Origin of the sequence: Erythrobacter sp. 3-20A1M (assembly GCF_018636735.1) — a bacterium.
Classification (GTDB): Bacteria; Pseudomonadota; Alphaproteobacteria; order Sphingomonadales; family Sphingomonadaceae; genus Alteriqipengyuania.
Window position 1 is genome coordinate 754,339 of record NZ_CP045200.1, and the last position, 23,084, is coordinate 777,422.

General features: G+C 66.0%; 19 protein-coding genes and 1 tRNA gene. 7 read left to right on the forward strand and 13 right to left on the reverse strand.

The genetic code is table 11. From position 1 onward, the window contains the following. Nucleotides 1-101 precede the first annotated feature (101 nt). Nucleotides 102-2,162 (reverse strand): TonB-dependent receptor, encoded by a 2,061-nt coding sequence (locus F7D01_RS03655; RefSeq protein ID WP_215228879.1) that lies wholly within the window; start codon nucleotides 2,160-2,162, stop codon nucleotides 102-104. A 298-nt stretch (nucleotides 2,163-2,460) separates the two neighbouring features. On the opposite strand from F7D01_RS03655, the gene F7D01_RS03660 reads away from it, so the two are divergent. The 4 genes from F7D01_RS03660 (at nucleotide 2,461) to paoC (ending at nucleotide 7,134) form a co-directional block, all read left to right on the forward strand. Next, on the forward strand, nucleotides 2,461-3,237 hold the full coding sequence (locus F7D01_RS03660) for an NUDIX domain-containing protein (protein WP_251567038.1): 777 nt from the start codon (nucleotides 2,461-2,463) through the stop codon (nucleotides 3,235-3,237). Between the two features lie 93 nt (nucleotides 3,238-3,330). Beyond that, nucleotides 3,331-3,969: an aldehyde dehydrogenase iron-sulfur subunit PaoA gene (gene paoA, locus F7D01_RS03665; RefSeq protein WP_215228881.1), complete on the forward strand. Its 639-nt coding sequence runs from the start codon at nucleotides 3,331-3,333 to the stop codon at nucleotides 3,967-3,969. Nucleotide 3,970: 1 nt separating this feature from the next. Continuing rightward, on the forward strand, nucleotides 3,971-4,921 hold the full coding sequence (locus tag F7D01_RS03670) for a xanthine dehydrogenase family protein subunit M (protein ID WP_215228882.1): 951 nt from the start codon (nucleotides 3,971-3,973) through the stop codon (nucleotides 4,919-4,921). 14 nt (nucleotides 4,922-4,935) lie between these two features. Next, nucleotides 4,936-7,134 (forward strand): aldehyde oxidoreductase molybdenum-binding subunit PaoC, encoded by a 2,199-nt coding sequence (gene paoC, locus F7D01_RS03675; protein WP_215228883.1) that lies wholly within the window; start codon nucleotides 4,936-4,938, stop codon nucleotides 7,132-7,134. A 21-nt stretch (nucleotides 7,135-7,155) separates the two neighbouring features. On the opposite strand, the gene F7D01_RS03680 is transcribed toward paoC, so the two are convergent. Next, a complete protein-coding gene (locus tag F7D01_RS03680) occupies nucleotides 7,156-7,923 on the reverse strand; it encodes a MauE/DoxX family redox-associated membrane protein (protein ID WP_215228884.1) in 768 nt (255 codons plus the stop codon). Between the two features lie 56 nt (nucleotides 7,924-7,979). Beyond that, nucleotides 7,980-8,056, reverse strand: a tRNA-Arg gene (locus F7D01_RS03685). A gap of 61 nt (nucleotides 8,057-8,117) precedes the next feature. On the opposite strand from F7D01_RS03685, the gene F7D01_RS03690 reads away from it, so the two are divergent. Then, nucleotides 8,118-8,879, forward strand: a complete 762-nt coding sequence (locus F7D01_RS03690) for a queuosine precursor transporter (RefSeq protein ID WP_215228885.1) — start codon at nucleotides 8,118-8,120, stop codon at nucleotides 8,877-8,879. Here the strand turns inward: F7D01_RS03690 and F7D01_RS03695 are convergent. The 10 genes from F7D01_RS03695 to F7D01_RS03740 are packed head-to-tail and all read right to left on the reverse strand — an operon-like array spanning nucleotide 8,876 to nucleotide 20,439. Continuing rightward, a complete protein-coding gene (locus tag F7D01_RS03695) occupies nucleotides 8,876-10,387 on the reverse strand; it encodes a Ppx/GppA family phosphatase (RefSeq protein ID WP_215228886.1) in 1,512 nt (503 codons plus the stop codon). The two genes, F7D01_RS03690 and F7D01_RS03695, sit on opposite strands and share 4 nt — an antisense overlap. After that, nucleotides 10,384-12,540 carry an RNA degradosome polyphosphate kinase gene (locus F7D01_RS03700; RefSeq protein WP_215228887.1) on the reverse strand — a complete coding sequence of 719 codons (2,157 nt, stop codon included), beginning with the start codon at nucleotides 12,538-12,540 and terminating at the stop codon, nucleotides 10,384-10,386. Before F7D01_RS03700 ends, F7D01_RS03695 begins: the two co-directional genes overlap by 4 nt. Next, nucleotides 12,537-13,565 (reverse strand): P-type DNA transfer ATPase VirB11, encoded by a 1,029-nt coding sequence (gene virB11 / locus F7D01_RS03705; protein ID WP_215228888.1) that lies wholly within the window; start codon nucleotides 13,563-13,565, stop codon nucleotides 12,537-12,539. Before virB11 ends, F7D01_RS03700 begins: the two co-directional genes overlap by 4 nt. A gap of 28 nt (nucleotides 13,566-13,593) precedes the next feature. Beyond that, entirely contained in the window at nucleotides 13,594-14,739 is a 1,146-nt protein-coding gene (locus tag F7D01_RS03710) for a TrbI/VirB10 family protein (protein WP_215228889.1), read from the reverse strand. A gap of 4 nt (nucleotides 14,740-14,743) precedes the next feature. Further along, nucleotides 14,744-15,547: a TrbG/VirB9 family P-type conjugative transfer protein gene (locus tag F7D01_RS03715; protein ID WP_215228890.1), complete on the reverse strand. Its 804-nt coding sequence runs from the start codon at nucleotides 15,545-15,547 to the stop codon at nucleotides 14,744-14,746. After that, nucleotides 15,544-16,722 carry a type IV secretion system protein gene (locus tag F7D01_RS03720; RefSeq protein WP_215228891.1) on the reverse strand — a complete coding sequence of 393 codons (1,179 nt, stop codon included), beginning with the start codon at nucleotides 16,720-16,722 and terminating at the stop codon, nucleotides 15,544-15,546. Before F7D01_RS03720 ends, F7D01_RS03715 begins: the two co-directional genes overlap by 4 nt. Next, complete coding sequence (locus F7D01_RS03725; RefSeq protein WP_215228892.1) at nucleotides 16,719-19,145, reverse strand: VirB4 family type IV secretion/conjugal transfer ATPase; 2,427 nt, start codon at nucleotides 19,143-19,145, stop codon at nucleotides 16,719-16,721. The genes F7D01_RS03720 and F7D01_RS03725 overlap by 4 nt, the downstream gene beginning before the upstream one ends. A 43-nt stretch (nucleotides 19,146-19,188) precedes the next feature. Continuing rightward, nucleotides 19,189-19,473, reverse strand: coding sequence for a type IV secretion system protein VirB3 (locus F7D01_RS03730; RefSeq protein ID WP_215228893.1), 285 nt, complete (start codon nucleotides 19,471-19,473; stop codon nucleotides 19,189-19,191). Between the two features lie 12 nt (nucleotides 19,474-19,485). Beyond that, nucleotides 19,486-19,788: a TrbC/VirB2 family protein gene (locus F7D01_RS03735; RefSeq protein ID WP_215228894.1), complete on the reverse strand. Its 303-nt coding sequence runs from the start codon at nucleotides 19,786-19,788 to the stop codon at nucleotides 19,486-19,488. 3 nt (nucleotides 19,789-19,791) lie between these two features. Further along, nucleotides 19,792-20,439: a lytic transglycosylase domain-containing protein gene (locus F7D01_RS03740; RefSeq protein ID WP_215228895.1), complete on the reverse strand. Its 648-nt coding sequence runs from the start codon at nucleotides 20,437-20,439 to the stop codon at nucleotides 19,792-19,794. A 173-nt stretch (nucleotides 20,440-20,612) separates the two neighbouring features. On the opposite strand from F7D01_RS03740, the gene F7D01_RS03745 reads away from it, so the two are divergent. Beyond that, entirely contained in the window at nucleotides 20,613-22,703 is a 2,091-nt protein-coding gene (locus tag F7D01_RS03745) for a bifunctional (p)ppGpp synthetase/guanosine-3',5'-bis(diphosphate) 3'-pyrophosphohydrolase (protein WP_215229655.1), read from the forward strand. Further along, nucleotides 22,700-23,065 carry a VOC family protein gene (locus F7D01_RS03750; RefSeq protein ID WP_215228896.1) on the forward strand — a complete coding sequence of 122 codons (366 nt, stop codon included), beginning with the start codon at nucleotides 22,700-22,702 and terminating at the stop codon, nucleotides 23,063-23,065. Before F7D01_RS03745 ends, F7D01_RS03750 begins: the two co-directional genes overlap by 4 nt. Nucleotides 23,066-23,084 lie beyond the last annotated feature (19 nt).

Genomic DNA, 23,084 nt, shown 5'->3' on the forward strand with positions numbered 1-23,084 from the left:
GGCCGCTCCTTAGGCGGGAAAGCCGAACGCGCAAATTGAAACTTGGCCCGGCGGACGACATGGCCCGCAAGGTGTAAACTATCCCGACAGTGCAGCCGCGATCACGATCCGAAGCTGATTCCCACCCAGACCGTTCGCGGAACGCCCAAATCGATCGATCCGCCCTGATTGCGGGTGAAGATTCGGGTATCGGTCAGGTTTTCCGCCCGCAGCACCAGCGATATCCGCGGCGAAAGTGCGGCGCGCGCATACATGTCCAGAGTCGTCGCGGCTGGCAGCAGATCGGTTTCCAGATCGTCCTCGAACTGCGCGCCCACATGGCGCAGGGTTGCGGCTACCGTCACATCGTCGCCGGACCGCCAGCTGAGCGTACCGCTGGCCGCCCATTTCGGGGTCTGAGCCGGTCGCTTGCCGTCGAGCGCCGCCGCCACCCCCGAAGCCCGCGCCACCGCATCCGTATAGGCGAGCGAACCATCGAAGCGCAGCGAGCCGTAGCGCAACGTCGAACTCGCCTCTATCCCGCGCGCACGGATGGCGTCGATATTGCGACGCTGGCGCAAATCCGGCCCGATGGTGACATTGGCGATGGCGTCCTTCACCCGGTTGTCGAACGCGGTCAGCGCCACATCGAACCAGGCGGTGGGGGACAGATCGATACCGGCTTCGTAACCGACCGATCGTTCGTTGCGCAGCCCGGCGTTCGCCTGCGTCACCACCGGAAAGACGACGAACGGGCGGTAAAGTTCGTTGAGGGTCGGAAGCCGTAGCCCGGTATAGGCCGCCCCGCGCACGCGCACGCCAGGTACCACGCGCAGCACCGCGCCACCGCGAAAGGACCCGGCCCAGCTGGTCCGATCAGGGTAACGCGTCGTGACCGTCGAAGCGCCCGACACGTCGCGCTCGGTAAAGAAGCCGTCCCGGATAGCAGACCGGTCGGCACGTGCGCCTGCCGTCAGGGTCAGATCGCCGAGCACCCAGTCGTCTTCGACGAACAGGCCGAGATCGGTGTTCCGCCCCCCGGCATTGCGGCGCGCGGTGACCTGCCCGCTTACCGCGCTCAACGCATCCTCGAACAGTTCGCCGGAGGAACGGCGATAGTCGAGGCCCACGCGCAGGACGTGGCCGCCGCCCACGGGAGGGCGCAGTTCGGCCTTCCCGCCCAGCCCGGTCGAGGGCGTGTTGCGCTGATCGAGGACCGGAACGAAGCGGGTCGAACTGACGACGACATTGGAGAAGTTGCGGGCTTGCACATATCCGAGCACATCGAACGCCCAATCGCTCCGGCCCACCAGCCGGATGCTCGCATCCTGTCCCCGGCTCCGGCTGTCGGCGCCGTCGAATCGCAGCGTGCGGCGATCGTCGTACAGCAGCATGCGCGCCTGCATCTCCATCGCGTCCCCGATCGGAGCGACGCCGCGAAGCTGAAGCGATCGGGAATCGTAACCCGCGCGGGCGCTGGCCGGCACGCGCTGGTCGACGGGAGTCGTGTAGAAGCCCTGCCCCCGGTCCCACCGTACGCTGAGAACGCCGAAGCCCGCGCCCAGGGACGGTGCGAGCGTCGCGCTGGTCTCCGTCTCGCCGCGCTGATCCACCAGCGACCGGGCAGCAACCAACCCGAGTGTTTCGGCATCGGCGCTGGTCAGCTCGATCGTGCCCGCCAGCGCGCCCGCTCCGAAGGGGCCGGACCCGCCTCCGCGCGTGACCCGAACCTGCGCCAATCGATCGGGCGCAATGGCGCTGAAGGGGATATAACCGAAGAAAGGATCGGCCATCGGCACGCCGTCGAGCAGCACGAGCGCCCGGCTGGTGGCGTTCCCTCCCAATGCGCGCAACGTCGCCCCTTGCGCGGAGGGGTTGGCGGCGCGACTGTCCGAACGGCGGAATTGCTGAAACCCCGCAATATTCGACAGCACGTCCTCGATGCGGCCCGAAGGTGCCGAAACCAGCTGCTCGCGGTCGAGGGTTCGGGTGTCGTATGCGGGCGTGGCCGGCGTATCCTGCAACCCACGCCCGGTGACGACGATGACTGGTCCGGAATCCTTTTCTTCACCCGCGCCGTTCGCATCGGACGCGGTCGCTTGCGCGACGACGGGCACCGGAAGGGCGGCCAACAGGCCTGGAAGCAAATGAAGCGGGCGTATGTGGTTGAAGAAGGTGACCATTCTTCGTGCCGCATGCCCGCCGACCGCGCGCATGGCAAACCGTTCTTGCGATATCGGATGGTGGCGGAAGATGAGAGCTTCGGGGAGGCGGGACCGGGAGACTATTCGATCCCGCCTCGTATCGAAGACTTTCGAGTGCCCTATACTACGCATGAGCCATGCCAGTTTTCGCAAACCCCTCGTTTGCGCACGCCCCGATGGTTAACCGCGCGCTGGCCCAATGGCAGTCTGTAAAATCTTCCGACACCTGGCCTCGACCCCGCTTGGCAATGCTGCCCTGCCAAGACAAAGAGGGGGCGTGGACGAACGAAATGATACAGCGCGGGGTATCCCGGCCGCCACCGTGGTCGTCTTCCGACATGCGCCCGGAGGCGGCGATCCCCAGATTTTGTTGACCGTACGCTCGCGCAAGCTGGCGTTCGCGGGCGGGATGGCGGTGTTCCCCGGCGGACGCGTCGATCCGGCGGACCGTGAACTGGCCGCGCGGCTCGACACCGCCGACGCCGACGAAGCGGCACATCGCATTGCCGCGATCCGCGAGACGCTGGAGGAAACGGGATTGGTCATCGGCGTGGGGGGCGATATCGATGCGACCGCCGCCCGCGAAGCCCGCGCGATGCTGGCCGCCGACAAGCCTTTCGGTTCGGTGATCGAACGATTCGGTTGGCGGCTCGACCTCGCCACCATCGTGCCGTTCGCCCGCTGGTTTCCGCAGAACGAGGGCCTGACGCGCATTTTCGACACCCGCTTCTACCTGGCCGATATCGGAACCGGCGCGGTCGATCTGGCGGTTGCGGAAGACGAGGCGACGCACCTGTTCTGGACCAGCGCACGCGAGGCGCTGGCAATGGCCGATCGCGGCGAAATCGGGGTGATCTTCCCCACCCGCCGCAATCTCGAGCGCCTCGCTGGCTTCGCGACCTTCGGCGAAGCGCGCGACCATGCGCTGGATTTCCCGGTGCGCCCCATCATTCCCTTCGTCAGGGAAGTCGGCGGTCGGCGCTCGATCTGCATCCCGGACGATGCGGGCTACCCGGTTACAAACGAACCTCTGGATCAGGCAAAGCGGCAATAGGTTGCGGGTCGGAACCGGTCCGTGGCATAACCCGTATAAGATTTGCGTCGCCGGGAGCGGATGCGACGCTCCAGCCCGACAGGATCAGGACCGATGCAAGAAGAACACGGATTCTCCATTTCGCGCCGCGGGGTGCTCCTCACCGGCACCGCCGCGACGGCAGGCGCTGCCTTGCGCCCCAGTCGCCTCGTCGCCCGCGACGGCGCTCCGGCAAAAGGAGGGCCGGCTATGGAGAGCGTCACGCTCACCGTGAACGGGCAGCGGCACGAGTTGGAGCTCGACACGCGCACCACCCTGCTCGACACGCTGCGCGAGCATCTGAAGCTGACCGGAACCAAGAAGGGCTGCGACCATGGCCAGTGCGGGGCCTGCACGATCATGGTCAATGGAGCGCGGATCAATTCCTGTCTCAGCCTCGCGGTGATGCACGACGGCGACGAACTGACCACGATCGAGGGTCTGGGAACGCCCGACGACCTGCATCCGATGCAGGAGGCCTTCGTGAAGCATGACGGGTACCAGTGCGGCTATTGCACGCCGGGCCAAATCTGCTCTGCCGTCGCCACGCTGGAGGAAATCCGCAAGGGTATCCCCAGCCATGTGACCGAAGACCTTACCGGCACCATGCGACCGACCAACATGGAAATGCGCGAACGGATGAGTGGCAATATCTGCCGCTGCGGTGCCTACTCCAACATCGCCGACGCCATGTCCGAAGTGGCGGGGGCCTGAGATGCGCAGCTTTACCTACGAACGTGCGACCACGCCCGCCGACGCAGCGAAAGCCGTCGCAGCCACGAAGAACGCGAAGTTCATCGCCGGCGGGACCAATCTGCTCGACCTGATGAAGCTGGAGATCGAAGCGCCGACCCATCTGGTCGACGTGACACGGCTCGGCCTCGATCGGATCGAGAATACCGAGGGGGGCGGATTGCGCATCGGCGCGCTGGTCAGCAACACCGCGCTCTCCGCCCATCCGCGTGTTCGCGCGGACTATGCCGTGCTGACCCGCGCAATCCAGGCGGGTGCCAGCGGACAATTACGCAACAAGGCGACGACGGGCGGCAACATGCTGCAACGCACGCGCTGCCCCTATTTCTATGACACCAACATGCCGTGCAACAAACGCCAGCCGGGCAGCGGTTGTGCCGCGATCGGCGGCGTCTCGCGCAGCCTGGGGGTGATCGGTACCTCCGACGCCTGCATCGCGACCTATCCCGGCGACATGGCCGTGGCGATGCGCGTGCTCGACGCGACCGTCGAAACGGTGAAGCCCGATGGCAGCACCCGCGCCATTCCCGCCGGCGATTTTCACCGCCTGTGGGGCGACACCCCGCATATCGAGACCGTGCTGGAGCCGGGTGAGTTCATCACGCATGTAACGCTGCCTAAACCACTCGGCGGCAAGCATTTCTACGCCAAGGTCCGCGATCGGCGGTCCTATGCCTTTGCACTGGTATCGGTCGCGGCGGTGATCCAGCCGGATGGCACGGGCCGCGTCGCCTTCGGTGGCATGGCACCCAAGCCGTGGCGTGTGGCAGAGGCCGAGGTGCTGCTGCCGCAAGGCGCCAAGGCAGTGGTCGATCGCGCCTTCGCCGATGCCCGGCCTACCGCCGATAACAAGTTCAAGATCCCCCTCGCCCAGCGCACCCTCGCCAGTGTGCTGGCGGACGCCAAAGCCTGATCCGGAGCCACGACATGGAATTCACCGCACCCGCAGGCGAGAACCTCTTCGACAAGGCCAAGATCGTCGGCAAACCGACCCGCCGGATCGACGGCCCGCTAAAGACCACCGGCACCGCGCCCTATGCTTACGAGCGGCACGATGTCGCGGCCGATCAGGCCTATGGCTGGGTCATCGGATCGGGCATCGCAAAGGGCCGGATCGCATCGATGGACCTGGACGAAGCCCGCGCCGCGCCCGGCGTGATCGCGATCGTCGCGGCGACCGAGCACAAGCCCGTAGGCACCAGCGATTTCAACTATGCCCCGCTCTTCGGCGGGCGCGAGGTCACGCATTATCATCAGGCAATCGCCGTTGTCGTCGCCGAAACCTTCGAACAGGCGCGCGCTGCCGCCGCGCTCATCCGCACGCAATATGACCGGGCGAATGATGGCGCCTACGACCTCGAGAAGATCAAGGACGGGGGCGCGATCGGCACCGGGTTCAGTGGCGAGAAGCTCGACAGCAAACGAGGCGATTTCGATGGTGCCTTTGCCGATGCGGCAGTGAAGATCGACGCGACCTACGAAACGCCCGACGAAAGCCACGCGATGATGGAGCCGATGGCGACCATCGCCGCATGGGATGGCGACAAGCTGACGCTGTGGACCTCCAACCAGATGATAAATTGGGGCAAGCAGGCGCTCGGCAGCATCCTCGGCATCCCGGCCGAAAACATCCGGCTCGATTCGCCCTATATCGGCGGCGGCTTCGGCGGGAAGCTGTTCGTGCGTGCCGATGCGGTAATGGCCGCGCTGGGCGCGAAGGCGGCGAAGCGACCAGTCAAGATCGCGCTGCAGCGCCCGCTGATCGCCAACAACACCACCCACCGCCCGGCGACGATCCAGCGCGTGCGGATCGGTGCTGGCAAGGATGGCAAGATCACCGCGATCGGCCACGAGTGCTGGTCCGCCAACGTTACCGGCGACAGCGGCGAAGACGGAACGCAGCAGACCAAGAAGCTGTATGCAGGCGCGAACCGCATCGCCGCCTCCTACGTCGCGAAGAACGACCTGCCCGAAGGCAACGCCATGCGCGCGCCGGGCGAGGCGGTCGGCCACCTCGCGCTCGAAGTCGCAATGGACGAAATGGCGGAAAAGCTCGGCATGGACCCGATCGCATTCCGCATCGCGAACGAACCCGACAGTCTGCCCAGCGATCCGGAAAAGAAGTTCTCCGAACGCCACCTGGTCCGCTGCATGAAGGAGGGTGCCGAACGCTTCGGCTGGTCCAAACGCAATCCGAAGCCCGGCCAGACGCGCGACGGTCGTTATTTCACCGGCATCGGCATGGCCGCTGGCTACCGCGGAGGCCCCACCGCCAAATCCGCCGCGCGCGTCCGCCTGGAAAAAGATGGGCGGATCACGGTCGAAACCGACATGACCGACATCGGAACCGGCAGCTACACCATCATCGCCCAAACCGCGGCGGAAAGCATGGGCGTGCCGCTGGAAAAGGTCTCGGTCGAGCTGGGCGATTCGGCCTACCCCGTCTCGTCCGGATCGGGCGGGCAGTGGGGGGCGGCTTCCTCAACGGCTGGGGTATATGCCGCCTGTGTCGAGCTGCGCCGCAAGATCGGCGAGAAGCTGGGCATGAACGGCGACACCGCGACCTTTGCCAACGGTGCGATCATCCATGACAACCAGACCGCGCAGCTCACCGACGCGGGCGAGCTGAGTGCCGAGGGCGTGATCGAATTCGGCGATTTCAAGCAGGGGTACGATATCGGGACCTATGCCGCGCATTTCTGCGAGGTCGCGGTCGATGCCTATACCGGCGAAACGCATATCCGCCGCATGCTGGCGGTGTGCGACGCCGGCCGCATTCTGAACCCGCTATCGGCCCGTAGCCAGGTGATCGGTGCGATGACGATGGCGGCTGGCAGTGCCCTGATGGAAGAGCTGGCGGTCGACACCCGCTTCGGCTTCTTCGTCAATCACGACCTCGCCAGCTACGAAGTACCGGTTCATGCCGACATTCCGCATCAGGAGGTTGTGTTCCTCGACACGCTCGATCCGGTGATTGCACCTCTGAAGGCGAAGGGCGTGGGCGAGCTGGGCATTTGCGGCCCGGGCGCGGCGATCGCCAATGCGATCTACAACGCGACCGGTGTGCGGGTGCGTGAATATCCGATCACGCTCGACAAGCTGATCGAGGGGATGCCCGCCGTCTGACGGGCATCTCACTCACCGCGTTCAGAGCGTGATGAGGCCAAGCGCCTTGCCGCCCATCCACAGACCCATGCCGATCATGAACAGGTTCTCGGTAAGCGAAACGAAGCCCAGCGGCACGTTGGAATTGCCGCCAACACAGGCACATTTGAGCTCGCGCTTGTCGATATAGACCGCCTTGAATACGCTCACAGCGCCGATCGTGCCGATAAACAGCGATACCGGCACCGATATGATCGGCAGCGCGTGCGCCGTCATCAGGATCCCCGCCAGTGCTTCGCCGAACGGATAGATCATGCCGTAGCGCACCCAACGTTGCGCCAGCAGATCGTAATTGAGGAACATCAGCGAGAAGCTGCGCACGTCCTGCAATTTTTGCAGCGCGAGAAAGCTCATCGAAAGGCTGACGAACCATTCAGCCGCCTGCACGGTGAGCAGGCGACCGGAGAGGTACCAGCTCAGCCCGAGGCCCAGCAGCGCCGCGACCGCGAAGATCGCAATCACAGGCTGATAGGTCGTGCCTTCTTGCTTGCTGGACAGCGATTCCTTGCCGAAGAACTCACGCACCGCGTCATAACCGCCGATGCGTTCGCCGCCGATGAAGGTCTGCGGCGTCGTTTCCACGCCATGCTTATCCTTGAACGCATCGGTCTGCGCGCGCGTTTCGAGATGGTGGTCCTCGACCGAATATCCCTCGCGCTTGAGCAGATCGAGCGTCTTGAGCCCGTAGGGACAGATGTGGTCGGGCATGACCATGCGATAGACGGTTGCTGTCTTGGTGTTGCTTGCCATGCACCCAAGCTAGGTACGGTGCGCGCGGATTTCACGGGTGCGACGGCAAAGGATGGTGGCGCGCCCTGCAGGATTCGAACCTGCGACCTCAGGTTTAGAAGACCCGCGCTCTATCCAACTGAGCTAAGGGCGCATCGCGGGCACGGCCTTAGCGCGCTTTGCCGCGGCGACAAACCGCGATAATCGGTTAGCCGATGAGTGAACCCCTGCCCGAACCAACGAACGCCGCCGCCGGCCATCGCTGGCGCTATTACGACATCGTGATGGCGGCTTTCGTGACCATCCTGCTGCTCAGCAACATAATCGGCGCGTCGAAACCTTCTTATCTTACTCTTCCGGGCGGTATGCAGTGGTCGTTCGGCGCGGGCATCCTGTTCTTCCCCGTCAGCTACATCATCGGCGATGTGCTGACCGAGGTCTATGGCTACGCCCGCGCGCGGCGGGTGATCTGGACCGGGTTCGCCGCGCTGGTGTTCATGGCATTCATGGCGTGGGTGGTGGTCGGCCTGCCCCCGGCGAAGGACTGGCCGGGCCAGCCTGCCTACGAGTTCGTGTTCGGCAATTCCTGGCGCATCGTGCTCGCGTCGATGATCGCGTTCTGGATCGGCGAGTTCGCCAATAGTTACGTGCTCGCCAGAATGAAGGTGTGGACGAAGGGCCGCGCGTTGTGGAGCCGCACGATCGGCTCGACCATCGTCGGACAGGGGCTCGACAGCCTGATCTTCTATCCGCTCGCTTTCTACGGCCTCGCCGGGTGGCCGATTGAGCAGTTGTGGCAAGTCGTCCTGTCGCAATGGTTCTTCAAAACGATGTGGGAAGTCGTGCTGACGCCGGTGACCTATGTGGTGATCGGGTGGCTGAAACGTCGCGAGGGCGTGGACGTGTTCGACACCGAAACCGATTTCTCACCTTTCGGCAAGGAAAGGGAACCGGCGCCCTCACAGCCGTCCGACTAGTCCGGCAGTCGGTCGACCACCTCCATCGCGGGCTTCAGGTCCAGCCGACCCGCCAGAAGGTTCAGATCTTTCTCGGTCGGCGTGGCGTAGAGCGCGGCGCGGTCGCGCTCCAGCCGCAGCACCAGCTTGCCATCTTCTACCGACAGACGGCTCGCCTCCAGCGATCGCATGCTGCGCGCGCCCAGGCGGCGGCACAGCCGTGTGGCGAGCCCCCAGCAGAGCGCTTCCTCCAGCGCTTCCGCCGGGGCCAGGCGCTTCAGCTCGGCAGGCAGATCGAGGGCGTTGCCATTGCCGCAGATCGCGGCCGCCAGCATCGCGCGGCCTTCATTGTCGATCGCCAGCCAGCGTTTCTGCAACGCCCATTCGATACCCTGCGCGATGCGCAGGTTCGGCTCTATCTGCATTGCCGCCAGCGACAGCATGGTCGCGGCCATCCGCAGCCGCTCGTCTCCCTTCCTCAGCGGGGGTGCGGCCTCGACCGTCCAGCCTGCGACCCTGGTTGCCAGAGCGGGCGGCGCGCCGCGCTGTATGGCGAAATTCGACACTCCCGAGATAAGGGGGTCTCGCGCCTGCACATGCGGCTCCAGCTGGGAATAGAGCAATCCCTCGCGCAGGCCCCATGCGGAGACGATCAGGCGGCGCGGCTGGAACCGCTTCACCAGCACCTGCAGCAGTACCGCGGCATCCGGCAGCATCTGCGAACGCATGGTCGAGATGCGCGGCATCTCGTGCAGGCGAGCAGGGGCTGACCGCGCCAGCTTGCGGGTCAGCGACAGCGCTTCTTCGCTCGTGAGCGTCAGCCCGTGCGGATCGGTCAGAACCGTCCCTGCCCGCTCCATCGCGTACACCGCCATCGCGCGCCAGGTTCCGCCGACGAGGTAGAGATTGCCGTTTTCCGGCGTCGCCGCCTGTGAGCGCCGCAGCGCCTTCTTGAGCGCGCCCTTCAACGTGGCGCGGTCCCCCCCGCCGAGTTCGGGGAGGCGCAAGGTGCCCATCGGCAGGCTTTCCGCATCGCCGGGAGCCTCCGCCGAAACCGGCACAAGTTCCAGGCTCCCGCCGCCCAGATCCGCGACGAGCCCGTGCGCTCCCGGAAAGGCACCGATAACTCCGAAGGCGCTGGTGATGGCTTCGTCCTCGCCCGAGAGAAGGCGGGGGGCGAAGCCGAGCGCGCGCACCTTCTTCAGGAAAGCAGGACCGTTGGAGGCATCGCGGACCGCGGCGGTCGCGACCACGTCGATCCGTTCGATGCCGAGGTCGTGCAGCAGCAGCCGATAGCGCGCGAGACCATCGAGCGCGAGGTGCATCGCGTCCTTCGCGAGCTTGCCGTCACGGCCGATGTCGCGGCCGAGCCGGGCCTGCACCTTCTCGTTCAGCAGGATGCCGGGAGCGCGGGGCGCACCGCCATACACGACCAGGCGGACCGTATTCGACCCGATATCGATGATCGCACGATGCGGCTTGTTGCCCGAAAATAGCCCCTCGCGATCGTCCCTTCGCCCCAGTCTCACCCGGCAGCCCCCTTGCGCAAGGCAAGCCGGGGCACGCGATCGGATTCGAGCGCGCCCCCGCGGCCTGACAGCGAAGGGTTGTTCATGAAATAGACGTGACAGTTGAACGGCTGTTCGCCCGGGTCCGCCCGCGTATAGCTGCCGTCGGAATCCAGGAACCAGCTGCGCCGATTATCAAGCAGGTTGGCGAGCATCACCTGCTCCAGCACCTGATCGTGCACGGTATGATTGTCGATCGGCACCAGATGTTCGACCCGGCGATCGAGATTGCGGGTCATCAGATCGGCGCTGGAGGTGAAGACCAGAGCGCGGCTGCTGGGCATCGCGTGCCCGTTTGCGAAAGCGTAGATACGACCATGCTCCAGAAAACGGCCGATGATGGACTTCACCGTGATGTTCTCTGACATGCCGGGCACGCCGGGCCGCAAGTCGCAAATGCCGCGCACGACGAGCTGGATCTGCACCCCGGCCTGGCTGGCCTCATAAAGCTTGTCGATCATTTCGCGATCGGTGATCTGGTTCATCTTGGCCCAGATTGCGGCGGGCTTGCCCGCGCGGGCGTTCGCGGCTTCGGCTTCGATCAACTCGTACAGCCGTTCGCGCAGATTGACCGGGCTGACGGCGAGCAGCTCCGTCTTGTTGGGTTGCACGTATCCGGTCACGAAATTGAACACGCGCCCCGCGTCCCGTCCCAGGCGGGGGTCGGCGGTGAAATAGCTGAGGTCGGTGTATATCTTGGCCGTGACCGGGTGATAGTTTCCCGTGCCCATGTGGCAATAGGTGCGAAAGCCGCCATCCTCGCGCCGGACCACCATCGCCAGCTTGGCATGGGTCTTCCAGTCGACGAAGCCGTAGATCACCTGCACCCCGGCCCGCTCCAGCTTGTTGGCCCAGATGAGGTTCTGCTCCTCGTCGAAGCGCGCCTTCAACTCGACCACGGCTGTCACCGACTTGCCGTTTTCTGCTGCCTGCACCAGCGCCTCGATCACTGCCGACTGGCTGCCTGCGCGATAGAGCGACTGCTTGATCGCCACCACCTGCGGATCGACCGCCGCCTGCCGCACGAAATCGACCACCACGTCGAAGCTCTCGTAGGGGTGGTGGACAATGAAGGGCTTTTCGCGGATCGCGGCGAACAGATCGCCGTCATGCTCGCGCACCCGCTCGGGATAGCGCGGCTGGAACGGCTCGAACTTCAGGTCGGGGCGGTCTTCGGCGACAATCTCGGCCAGCCCCGAAATGCCCAGCAGCGTGTCCGTCTTGACCGTGGTCGCGCCTGGGATCAGCAGTTTCTCGCGCAGCAGGGCCTCGGCGGCGGGATCGCAATTTTCGTCGATCTCCAGCTGGATCACCTGCCCGCGCCGGCGGCGCTGGATCGCGCTGCGGAATGTGCGGACCAGGTCCTCCGCTTCTTCCTCGATCTCGATATCGCTGTCGCGCAGCACCCGGAAGGCGCCGTAGCCGCAAACCTCGAACCCGTGGAACAGTTGATGAGCGAACCGCACGATCAGGCTCTCGATACTGATGTAGAGTGCCTCGTCCCCCGGGACGCGAACGAAGCGCGGCAGCGCGCTCGGGACCAGGACCATCTCCACCAGCTCTTCGCCGTCCCGGCGGACATTGAACAGCAGCCCCAACCCTTCGTTGGCGATGAAGGGAAACGGGTGCGCCGGATCGATCGCCTGCGGCGTAATGACCGACACGACCTCCGTCAGGAAGAAATCCTTCAACCAGCGATGCGCTTCCGCATCGACGCGCTCATCATCGGCTATGTGGATTTCCGCCTCGGCAAGCATGTCGCGCAGCGCGCGCCAGGTCGCCTGCTGCTTGTCGATCAGCACATCGACCCGCTCCAGCACCTCGCTCAACTGGCGCGCAGGCGTGCGCCCGTCGATGGAAGGAGTCTCGATCCCCCGCTGCACCTGGCCGATCAGGCCGGCGACGCGGATCATCAGGAATTCGTCGAGATTGCTACCGGAAATGGACAGGAACCGGAGCCGTTCGAGCAGGGGGAAGTCGGCATTGCACGCTTCCTCCAGCACCCGGTCGTTGAATTCGAGCCAGCTCAACTCCCGGTTGAAATAGCGCTCCGCCGGGCTTTGCGGAGCCTCGCCCTGTTCGGCCGGGATATCCTCGCGCGGTGCGGTGCTCATACCAGGTCGCGACTCTCGGCGATTGCGGAGATCCCGCGCTGCCCCTCAGGCCCGCGCCCCAGCTGCACCAGCACGTCGATCACGCTTGAGGCATAGGCGATCGTGTCGGAGCGGGTCAGCCCGATCCCGGTCTGCATGACCATGAGGCTCAGTTGCTCCAGCGCGCCACGCAAGGAGTTGGCGTGGATGGTCGAGAAGCTGCCGGGGTGTCCGGTGTTGATCGCGCGCAGGAAGGAAACGCTTTCCGCCCCGCGCAATTCGCCCAGCACGACGCGGTCGGGGCGCAGGCGCAGCGCGGCTTGCAGCAATTCGTTCGCGGTGACCTTGGCTTCGCCCAGTTCACCCTTCACCGCCACCAGGCCGACGCCGTTCTCGCCGGGCAAGCGGAGTTCGGGCGTGTCCTCGACCAGGACGACCCGCTGGCTCTTGGGTATCTCGCCTAACATCGCATTTAGAAAGGTCGTCTTGCCGGTGCTGGTTCCCCCGGAGATCAGGATCGTGCGCCGCTGGCGGATCGCCTCGCGCAGATAGTCGATCGGCCGCTCCTGGGGATCGGGCATCGGCGGGGGCTCGGGCGAACGCAGGGGCCCCGAATCGTAAGCGTCGAGCGGCAGGTCGAGCCGACGATGGCGGCGGATTGCCATGACCCAATGCCGACGGCTCGCGGGCGGGCCGCAGAACTGCACGCGCGCGTCGCCGGGCAGGGTAGCGCCCAGCAGCGGATGCTCTCGATTGATCCCCTGGTGGCTGACCCGCGCGACCTGCTCCGCCAGGCGCTGTACCAGCGTATCGGTGATTTCCGGCGTCTCGATCCGCCGCATGCCCGGATCGGCGGAATCCTCGATCCACACCTCACCCGGCCGGTTGACCATGATCTCGGTAATCGAGTCACGTTCCAGCCATTGCCGGAACGGCGCGAGGTAGGCGTCCAGATAGACGCTGCGTTCCGCCATCGCGGGTGTCTGCGCCCTCGGCTCAGCCTCTTTCGGCTGTTCCGGCGCGAACGGATGGATATCAGCACTCATCGATAAAGGTCCGGGATAGCGGCCAAGCCTATTGGACCGGACCGAAATCGAGATCGCGCGCGGTGAAGACCCGGATCGGCTCGCCCTGGCGCACGCGGATGGTCGGCGCGATCTTGTCGCCGGACTGCACGGCGGCGGCGGCGGCAGCCTGTCCCCCGCCGCCCACGATCACCGATGCGCCGCCAGTGCCGATCGCAGACAATCCGCCCACGACCGACAGCAGCATGGCTGACCCGAAGCGCTGGAAGAAATGCGAATCCACCTTGCCGGGCAGACCGGTGGTCCCGTCGAACCCGACGGCGGGCGAGGCGATGGAGACACTGGCGCCATCGGGCCGGATCAGCCGGGTCCAGATCACATAGGCGCGCTTCTGCCCCTGCTGCACGCCCGACTGGTACTGCCCGATCAGGCGGCTGGAGCGCGGGATCAGTACCTTCTTGCCGTCGAAGCTGCGCACGTCCTGGCTCACGACCGCCCGCACGAAGCCGGGCACGTCGGTGTCGATAGCGGTCTCCAGGATCGCCGGGATCAGGGTGCCCTGCGTCACCGTGGTGGTCGGGTTGGCGAGCGGCTGCGCCTGCGCCGTTCCGCCCCCGACTCCGCCGATCTTCGCAGCGAAGTCCCCGGCAGAGCCGCCGACACCGGCAGCGGAGGCATCACCCGCTGCCCCGGCCGCAATGGCGGCCGCCGGACCGGCCAGGGGCGTGGCCCTGCCGCTGGCATCGAAGACAAGCGTTTCGGATGCGTAGGGATTGGCTGCGGGAACGCCCGCATAGCCTGGCGCGCGCGAAAGGACCGGTTGCGGCGCCGGATCGACGCGCATCGGCGCAGGGGCCACTGCCGGATTGCCTGCTGCGTTGGGCGCAACGACGGGCGCTGGCACGACGGCGGCCTGCTGCGGTGCCTGCACCGCCGGATTGCCCACGCTCGCCGGTTCGCCGGTACGGGCGCTGTTCATGCTCCACAGCGTGACCGCGCCCAGCGCGGCGACGATGGCGATCCCGGCGACGAGACCGGCGGCATCGGACTTGCCTTTCTTCTGCGCGACGGCCGGAAAGGAATTGCGGCTGGCGAGATCGATGATCTCCGCGCTCTCACCCTCGCGCGGGTCTTCGTCGCGCGCGGCGTCGTTGGCGGCGGCTCCCTTGCCGGACATCTTCATGGCTAGGCGCATGTCGTCACTCCCCTCGGTTCGTACGGCCAAGGGCCGCCTGCTCGGGCAATTTGCGGATGATCGGTGGGCCGGCATAGGTCAGCGTCGCACTGTCCTCGCCCAGCCTCAGGACGATTTCGGGCGGCACACCATCAACGATGATCGTGTTGTCGCGAACGATGTAGTTTACCGGCCCTTCGGTGCCCTTGCGATCCTTCACCTGGATGGCGGGAGCCGTAACCCCGTCGGGCCAGGTCATGAAGACCGCCTCGCCATTGTCGTAGATCCGCGCCGGCATCAGCTTGTTCTCGCCCGTTTTGCGCCATTCGAAATTCAGGCTTGCCGGATCGACCACGGCGAAGGGATCGGTAGCGGCGGCCATTTCGGTGCCGCTCGCCTGCGGCTGCGGTTCGGCAGCGGCCATCTGCGCCTGCTCCTCCGCCGTCGGCGCGGGTGGTTCGGGATAGGTGAAGCGCAGCGCATACACTGGCTTCGCGCGCGGACTCGCGACGAGGTCGAAATAATAGGTCCGCTTGTCGGTCACCACTGTCATATTGGTGGCGCCGGTCGGCTGCAGCGGCTTCACGAACAGCAGGTTCGCGCGCTTGTTGGGGGTCACTTGCCACGCGGTGGAATCGCCCACAGCGACGTTCTCGATCGCCTCGTCCTCGCCGAATTCGATCGTCGCCTGCACCTTGGTCTTGCCGTGAATGGTGACGACCTCGTCGGGCTGGTAGAACTTCTCAACCAGGCGCGAATCCTGCGCCTGCGCGGGCGTTGTGGCAAGGGCGGCGAACAGCAGCAGCGCTGGGAGACCGGCGCGGATCATTTCACTTTCTCCGTGGATCGGGCGGCGGTCGGCTTGAACCGGGTCCCCAGCCCCGAGGTGCGCGAATTCCCCTTGCTTAGGGGATTGACCTGACCGCCCCCTGAAGAGGTGGCGAGCACGCGCGTCTCGCGCACCGAACCGCCCGTGTCGTTCGCCGGAATGTGGCTGGGGGTGGCCGCCACCACTGCAGTGCGGCGTGCCGCCGTCGTCGTCGGCGTGGCGTTCGCGGCTCCGGCAGCCTGCGCGGTACTGAGCGGTGCGGCCCGTGCGGGCGAAGACGAGGTGGATTGCGCGGTCGAGCGGCCCCCGCTCTCGTTCCCATCGGCGACGAGGCCGAAAACGCGCCAGCCGGACACCATCGTACCCGTAACCTTCAGTACCATAATCATCAGCGCGACATGCACCGCACCGATCATGAAGAACGCCATCGCGGCGCGCTGCGGGATCTCGCCACCAGGGTTCTGCGTCAGCGCGGAGAGGACCGGCACCGCCATTTCCAGCATGATGCTGCCGCCGAGCACCGCGAACAGCGGGGTCAGCGCCAGCATGACGACACCTTTCAGCCAGCCGGTGAACAGGCCGCGCGTCCCGTTGAACAACGCCATCACCACGAAGATCGGACCGAGCGCGACCAGCAGCGCCAGCGCGATCCGCGCGGTCACCAGGACGCCGACCGTGCCCAGCATGAACAGCATTGCGCCGAGCCACATCATGCCCGCGGGCGAAAAGGCCGAGATGTCGTCCTTGCCCTGGCTTGCCTGCTCGATCGCCTGGAACACCACGTCGACCTTGCTCGCAAAGGTCTGCGTTGCCGAGCCGCTGTCGCCGGTCAGGACCGAGGCGAGCCAGTCCGGCGCACCGATGGCGAGATTCCATACCACAGACTGGTAAGCGACCCAGCTGGTGGCGAACGTGAGTACGAGGCCCAGCGTGATCATGCGCGGCGTCAGCGACCGTACGCCAAGCGAGCCGCGCCCGGTCAGCAGGTTGACCGCGAAGAAGGCGACGTAGAGCGTCAGCAGGATCGTGAGCACCGTCGCCATAGCGCCGCCGGGGGCGAACAGCCGCCCGAATGCCGCGCCCGTCACTTCGCCCGCGACGCAGTCCACCGCCTGCAGCGCCGCCGCCACGCCGCCCGCCGCCTGGCTCATCACCATGTCGCAACCCGCGCTCATTCGGCGGCCTGCTTGAACGCGATGTCGTCCTCGGCGTTCTCGCTCGCTCCACCCGGCCAGGCATGGCCGGTAAGCGCGGGGAACCAGTCCGCGGGATCGTCGCCCACCGCCTCGCGCAGCAGGTCGAGCCGACGCACGGTGCTCTCGCGGCCCGACAGCATTGCCAGCACTTCGGGCGCGTTCGACAGATCGAGCCGGACGACCACGCTGGCGTCGGGCTGGCGCACCAGGAAGCAGCGGCTGTGCGCGGGCAGGCTGCGGATCAGCGCCAGCTCGTGGCTCGTGAGACCGAAGCCGTCGCAGTAGTCTTCCGGCCGGGCGCGGCTGTTGGGCATGAAAACCATGGTCGCTGTTTGCTCCACCAATGCGGTGGAAATGCGGCTTTCCAAAGCGTCGCGTGCGCTCTGCGTCGCGAAGCCGACCAGCGCGTTGCGTTTCCGGAGGGTCTTGAGCCAGTCGCGAATCCGCGCGGCGAACACCTCGTCGTCAAGCGCTTTCCAGCCCTCGTCGATCAGGATCATGGTCGGTTGCCCGTCCAGCCGCTCCTCGATCCGGTGGAACAGGTACATCATGGTCGGCGTGCGCAGCTTCGGGTTCTCGAGCAGCGCGGTCATGTCGAAGCCGAGGGTGCGGTTGGCGAGGTCGAGTTTGTCCTCGCCATTGTCGAACAGCCAGGCATGCTCGCCGCCATGAATCCAGGCAGAGAGGCGATCGGCGAGATCGCCGGGTTCGGGCCGCCGCGTGCCTGACAGCAGCTCGCGGAAATGCCGCAAGCGGCGCAGCTCGGGCGCGTTCTCGTAGGTCGCATCGACCGCATGGCTGATCGTCTGCAACTCTTCCGGTCCCTCGGCCTTGAGCAGAACCCCGAGCCAGTCGCGCAGAAAGGCGCGATTGGCAGCGCTGTCGGGCAGGCTGAGCGGATTGAAGCCCGATGGCTCGCCTGCATAGATACGATCGTAGCGCCCACCAATGCCGCGCACAAACAGCTCCGCCCCGCGATCCTTGTCGAACAGGATGGTGCGGGGCGAGAACTTCTGCGCCTGCGCAGCGAGGAAGTTCATCACCACCGTCTTGCCCGAACCGGACGGCCCGATGACCGAGAAATTGCCGAGATCGCCATGGTGGAAATTGAAGAAGAACGGCGTGGCGCTGGTCGTTTCCAGCAGCGTCACCGCCTCGCCCCAGTGATTGCCGTCCGCCTGCCCCAGCGCGAAACCGTGCAGGGACCCGAAGCTCGCCATGTTGGCGGACGAGATCATCGCGCGGCGCACGATGTAGTTTTCGTTGCCGGGGAACTGCGCCCAGAATGCAGGCTCCAGGTTCACGTCCTCGCGGACCACGATCGCACCGGTATCGGCCAGCGCGGCGGCACAGGCGGCAGTCGCATCGTCGAGACGCGGCAGCGTGCGCTCGCGCACCAGCACCGACAGGTGATGGTCGCCGAACCCGACCGCGCCATTGCCCAGCGCATCGCGCGCGGCGAGCATGTCGCTTCGTTCGGCCTGCGCTTCCTCGTCGGCAGAGCGCAGACGGCGTAGCGCCAGGTCCATCCGCTCGCGGGCGGTGGTCCGCTCCGCCGGGGCGTAGCTCTCGGACACGACCATCTCGTAGGGCAGCCGCAGCAGCCCGTCGATCAGGCCGGGGCTGGTCGCGTCGGGATAGTCCTTGAGGCTGAGGATCGAGGCGAAGTCGGGATCGCCCGAACCGCGCAGTTCCATCGCGTCGAGCCCGAAGGACACGCGGCGATAGGGGAGCATGTAGCCGATATCGGTATCCTCGGCAGGGCGGCGCACGGGGCGCATCTCGCCATTGTAGAGCGCGGAGAGCAGCTCCAGCATTTCCGAATTCGTGTTGCCCGCCGGTCCGGTATATTCGCCCAGCAGCGCCGCACCGTAGGGCTGCAACGCGGCGACGAGGCCGGTCGCGGCTGCTTTCAGACTGCGCAGGTCCTTGGGATCAACTTCCACATCATCGCGCTTGCGACGGTTGAGCTTCTTGCTCGCCTTCTCCACCCAGCCAGCCTTGCCGCGCGCGGGGCGCCGGATGAGGGTGACGAACTGATCGTTGATGAACAGCGCGCCCGAGCCCAGCCGTTCCTTCCACCGCGCGTCGATATGGCGCGCCAGCGGATCTGCGAATTCGGTCTCCAGCTCAACCTCGACCCGGCGACGGATCACATGGTGGTACATCACGAAACGCGCATCGAGGGTGGAGCGCAGCATGATCTCGCGCGTCGCGGCATGGGCGTTGAGCGCGTCGGTATCCTCGGTCTCGAACAGCAGGCCGGGCACCTGGATCGCAGTCATGACGGAGCCGTCGCGCAGCAGCACGGTGCTCTCGTCGACCAGCCGCGCATAGGGCAGCCGGTCGCCGGCGCGCGCCTCCTTGCCGCCCCAGGCGGCGGTGCCGATCCATTTGCTCATGCGCGCATACTCATCGCGTTACTGGGCCTTTCCCCGGTTCGGGTCAGGCGGCGTAGCTGTTGCAGCCCCACCGCTTGAAATTCTTCACCCGCGGGCATTTCGACACCTTGGTGAGCCACAGGTCGAAGATGCGCGGCTCGCGCAGGCAGGCGAAATAGCCGATGCCGTGCATCAGCGCCGCCGCTGGCAATGCCAGCCAGCTGCCGGTGATCAGGAACACCTCCGTCGTGACGGCGGCGTTGATGATGAAATAGTTGTAGGTCACGCCCGCGAACATCTGCGGGCGGGTCAGCGCGCGGTGGACCGGATGGCGGACGAGCTGATCCATCGCGAAGGCCCCCTAGCCCGCCGCCGACTGGATGCCGGACACGATCGAGGCAGCGCCGAACAGGATGAACACGCCGATGATCACGGTCGCACCGAAGCGCCAGTTGAGACGCCCCGTCAGCATCATGAAGCCGACCGCGGCCACCGCCATAACGGCGACGGCGGTCGCGACATTGCCCAGCAGCGTGCCCTGCAGCCAGGCGAGCGCGTTGACGATCGGGCCCGACCCGGCCGGGTCCTGACCCTGCATCTGCGCCAGCGCGGCGGAGGGGGAAAGCAGCGCGGCGAGCGCGGTCAGGCGGCTAATCGAATGCATTGTCTAGTCGTCCTCTCGGGAATGATCGGCCAGGCGACCCATGATCGCCGCCACGTAAATCTGCGTTTCGCGGATGCGCGGCACGCCGTTCGCCTGCAGGACCCGGCCGGGCCCTGCATTGTAAGCCGCCAGCGCCTTCTCCAGATCGCCGTCGAAGCGGTCGAGCTGTTCGCGCAGATAGCGCGCCCCGCCCTCCAGATTGGCGAAGGGATCGTCGGGATCGACCCCCATCTCGCGCGCCGTGCCGGGCATCAGCTGGGCCAAGCCTCGCGCTCCGACGGGCGAACGCGCCCCCGCCCGCCAGCGGCTTTCCTGCCACACCAGCGCCTCTATCAACGTCGGGCTGAGGTCGAAGCGCCGCGCCAGTTCGGCCACCTTCGCCGCATAGGCCGCCGGAATCGCCCCTGCCTGCGCGGAAGGGTCGGACAGGGCGGCGGGCGGCAGGTCGCCGCCCCACTCGGCCGACAGTTCCTGCGCCCCGGCATCCGGCATTCCAGCATCGGACACGCCAGGTTCGAGCAGGACGGCCTGATCCCCGGCGATCCAGCGCGCGCCATCGTCCCCGATCTCGAGGACGTCCGCTTGCGCGACGTTTGCTGTCAGAGCCAGCGCGACCGCCAACGCCGCGCCGCCACACTTGGCGAGAATCATGAACCCTCCGATGCGACGTCCCTTGGACACTACACGTGACAACCGCATGACTACAAGCGCGGGCCGTTCCCGCGCCCGCCGCACGCAGCGTCCGCTTCGTCGCACCCAACCCATTCGCATCGCGCGTTCTTTTCGCTTGCGGCGCGCCGCGCGGCCACGCACATTCCATGGCGATGCTGCGTCAATACGAACTCGTCGAACGGGTGAAAGCCTACGATCCGGACGCCGACGAGGCGATGCTCAACCGTGCCTACGTCTATACCGTGCAGAAACACGGCAGCCAGAAGCGGGCCAGTGGCGACCCCTATTTCAGCCATCCGGTCGAGGTCGCGGGCCTGATGACCGACCTGAAGCTGGATCAGGACACGGTGATGACCGCCCTCCTCCACGATACGGTCGAGGACACGCTGGCCACGATCGAGGACATCGAGTCCAATTTCGGCCCCGATGTCGCGCGCCTGGTCGACGGCGTCACCAAGCTGAGCAAGATCGAGCAGATGCCCGAGGACGAGCGGGCGGCCGAGAACCTGCGCAAGTTCCTGCTCGCCATGAGCGAGGACATCCGCGTCCTGCTGGTGAAGCTGGGCGACCGGCTGCACAACATGCGCACACTGGATTTCATCAAGTCGCCCGAGAAGCGGCAGCGGATCGCGCGCGAGACGATCGACATCTACGCCCCGCTGGCCGAGCGGATCGGCATGTACGAATATATGCGCGAAATGCAGGCGCTCGCGTTTCGCCATCTCGAGCCTGAGGCGCATGCCACCATCACCGCGCGCCTCGACAAGATTCGCGAACAGGACAGCGGCGAGGTCGAGGCGATTGCGCTGTCGATCAAGCAGGCGCTGGCGGAAGCGGGCATACAGGTGGAGGTTACGGGCCGCGAGAAGCAGCCCTATTCGATCTGGCGCAAGATGGCGGAACGCCATGTCAGCTTCGACCAGATCACCGACATCTTCGCGTTCCGCGTCCTGACCGAGAGCGTGGCCGATTGCTACCGCGCGCTGGGCATCTTGCACACGACGTGGCAGTTCATTCCCGGGCGGTTCAAGGATTATATCTCCACGCCCAAGAACAACGGCTATCGCTCGCTCCACACCTCGCTGATCTACGAACAGTCGATGCGGGTGGAGGTGCAGCTGCGCACGCGCGAGATGCACCGGACCAACCATTTCGGGCTGGCCGCCCACTGGGCCTACAAGCAGGATGGCGATGCGGACGGGCAGGTCGGCTGGCTGCGCGATCTGATCGAGATTGTCGATGCGAGCCACGATCCGGAGGAGCTGCTCGAGCACGCGCGCCTGGCGGTCTATCAGGACCGCATCTTCGCCTTCTCGCCCAAGGGTGCGCTGTTCCAGCTGCCCAAGGGCGCAACGCCGGTCGACTTCGCCTTCGCCGTGCATACCGACCTCGGCGCGCAGACCGTCGGCGCGAAGATCAACGGACGGCACGTCCCGCTGCGCACCGCCCTGAACAATGGCGACGTGGTGGAGATAATCAAGGGCGCGGAGGCGGAGCCGCAGATGAGCTGGCTCGGCTTCGTCGTGACGGGCAAGGCGCGTGCCTCCATCCGCCGTGCCGTGCGACTGAAGGAGCGCGCCGAAATCGCCGAGCTGGGAGCGAAACTGTTCGACGAGATCGCCGAGCGCGTACCGGCAGAGATCGGCCGCAAGGCGGTACGGGCCGCGCTCAAGCGGCTGGAAATGACCGAAATAGAGGAACTGCATTACGCGATCGGCGCGGCGCGCATCACCGACAAGGAGGTGATGGAAGCGCTGGTGCCGGGTTGCACCGCCAATGTGGAGGCCGATGCGCGCTGGGTGAACCAGGATCGCGCCATCTCCATCCGCGGCCTGACCCCGGGCGTCGCCTACGAGCTGGCGGAGTGCTGCCATCCCGTTCCCGGGGACCGCATCGTCGGCCTGCGCCATCAGAACGAGCGCATCGAGGTGCACCGGATCGATTGCCTGGCGTTGGCGAACGGCGTGGACAGCGACTGGCTGGACCTTCAGTGGGGCAAGCAGTCGAACGGGGCAGTGGGGCGCTTGCGCCTGACGCTGTACGATCGGCCCGGAACGCTGGCCGACATGGCCGGTATTTTCGCGCGCAACCATGTGAACGTGCGCAGCCTCGTCCAGACGCAGCTCGACCATCCCTTCACCCATTACAACATCGATCTCGATGTTCAGGATCTTGCCCACCTCACACGCATGCTAAGTGCCCTGCGCGCCAGCGATGCGGTCGCCGATGCGGAGCGGGTATGACGGGTATCGTCGGCCTCGACCATGTGCAGCTGGCCATGCCGCGCGGCGAGGAGGAGCGGGCGCGCGCGTTCTATGCCGAGGTGCTAACGCTCACCGAGGTGCCCAAGCCCGCCGACCTCGCAAAGCGGGGCGGGTGCTGGTTCGAAGGTGGTACCGCGCATATCCACCTTGGTGGGGAAGACGATTTCCGACCGGCGCGAAAGGCGCATCCGGCGTTGCTGGTCGACGATCTCGATGCGCTGGTGGCGCGCCTGGAAGCTGCAGGTGTGGCGTTCACCCCTGGCAAGCCGCTGGATGGCTACAGGCGGGGCGACATCGCCGATCCGTTCGGCAATCGCATCGAACTGATGGAACGGGTCTGAAGGCCCGACGTCACGTCGA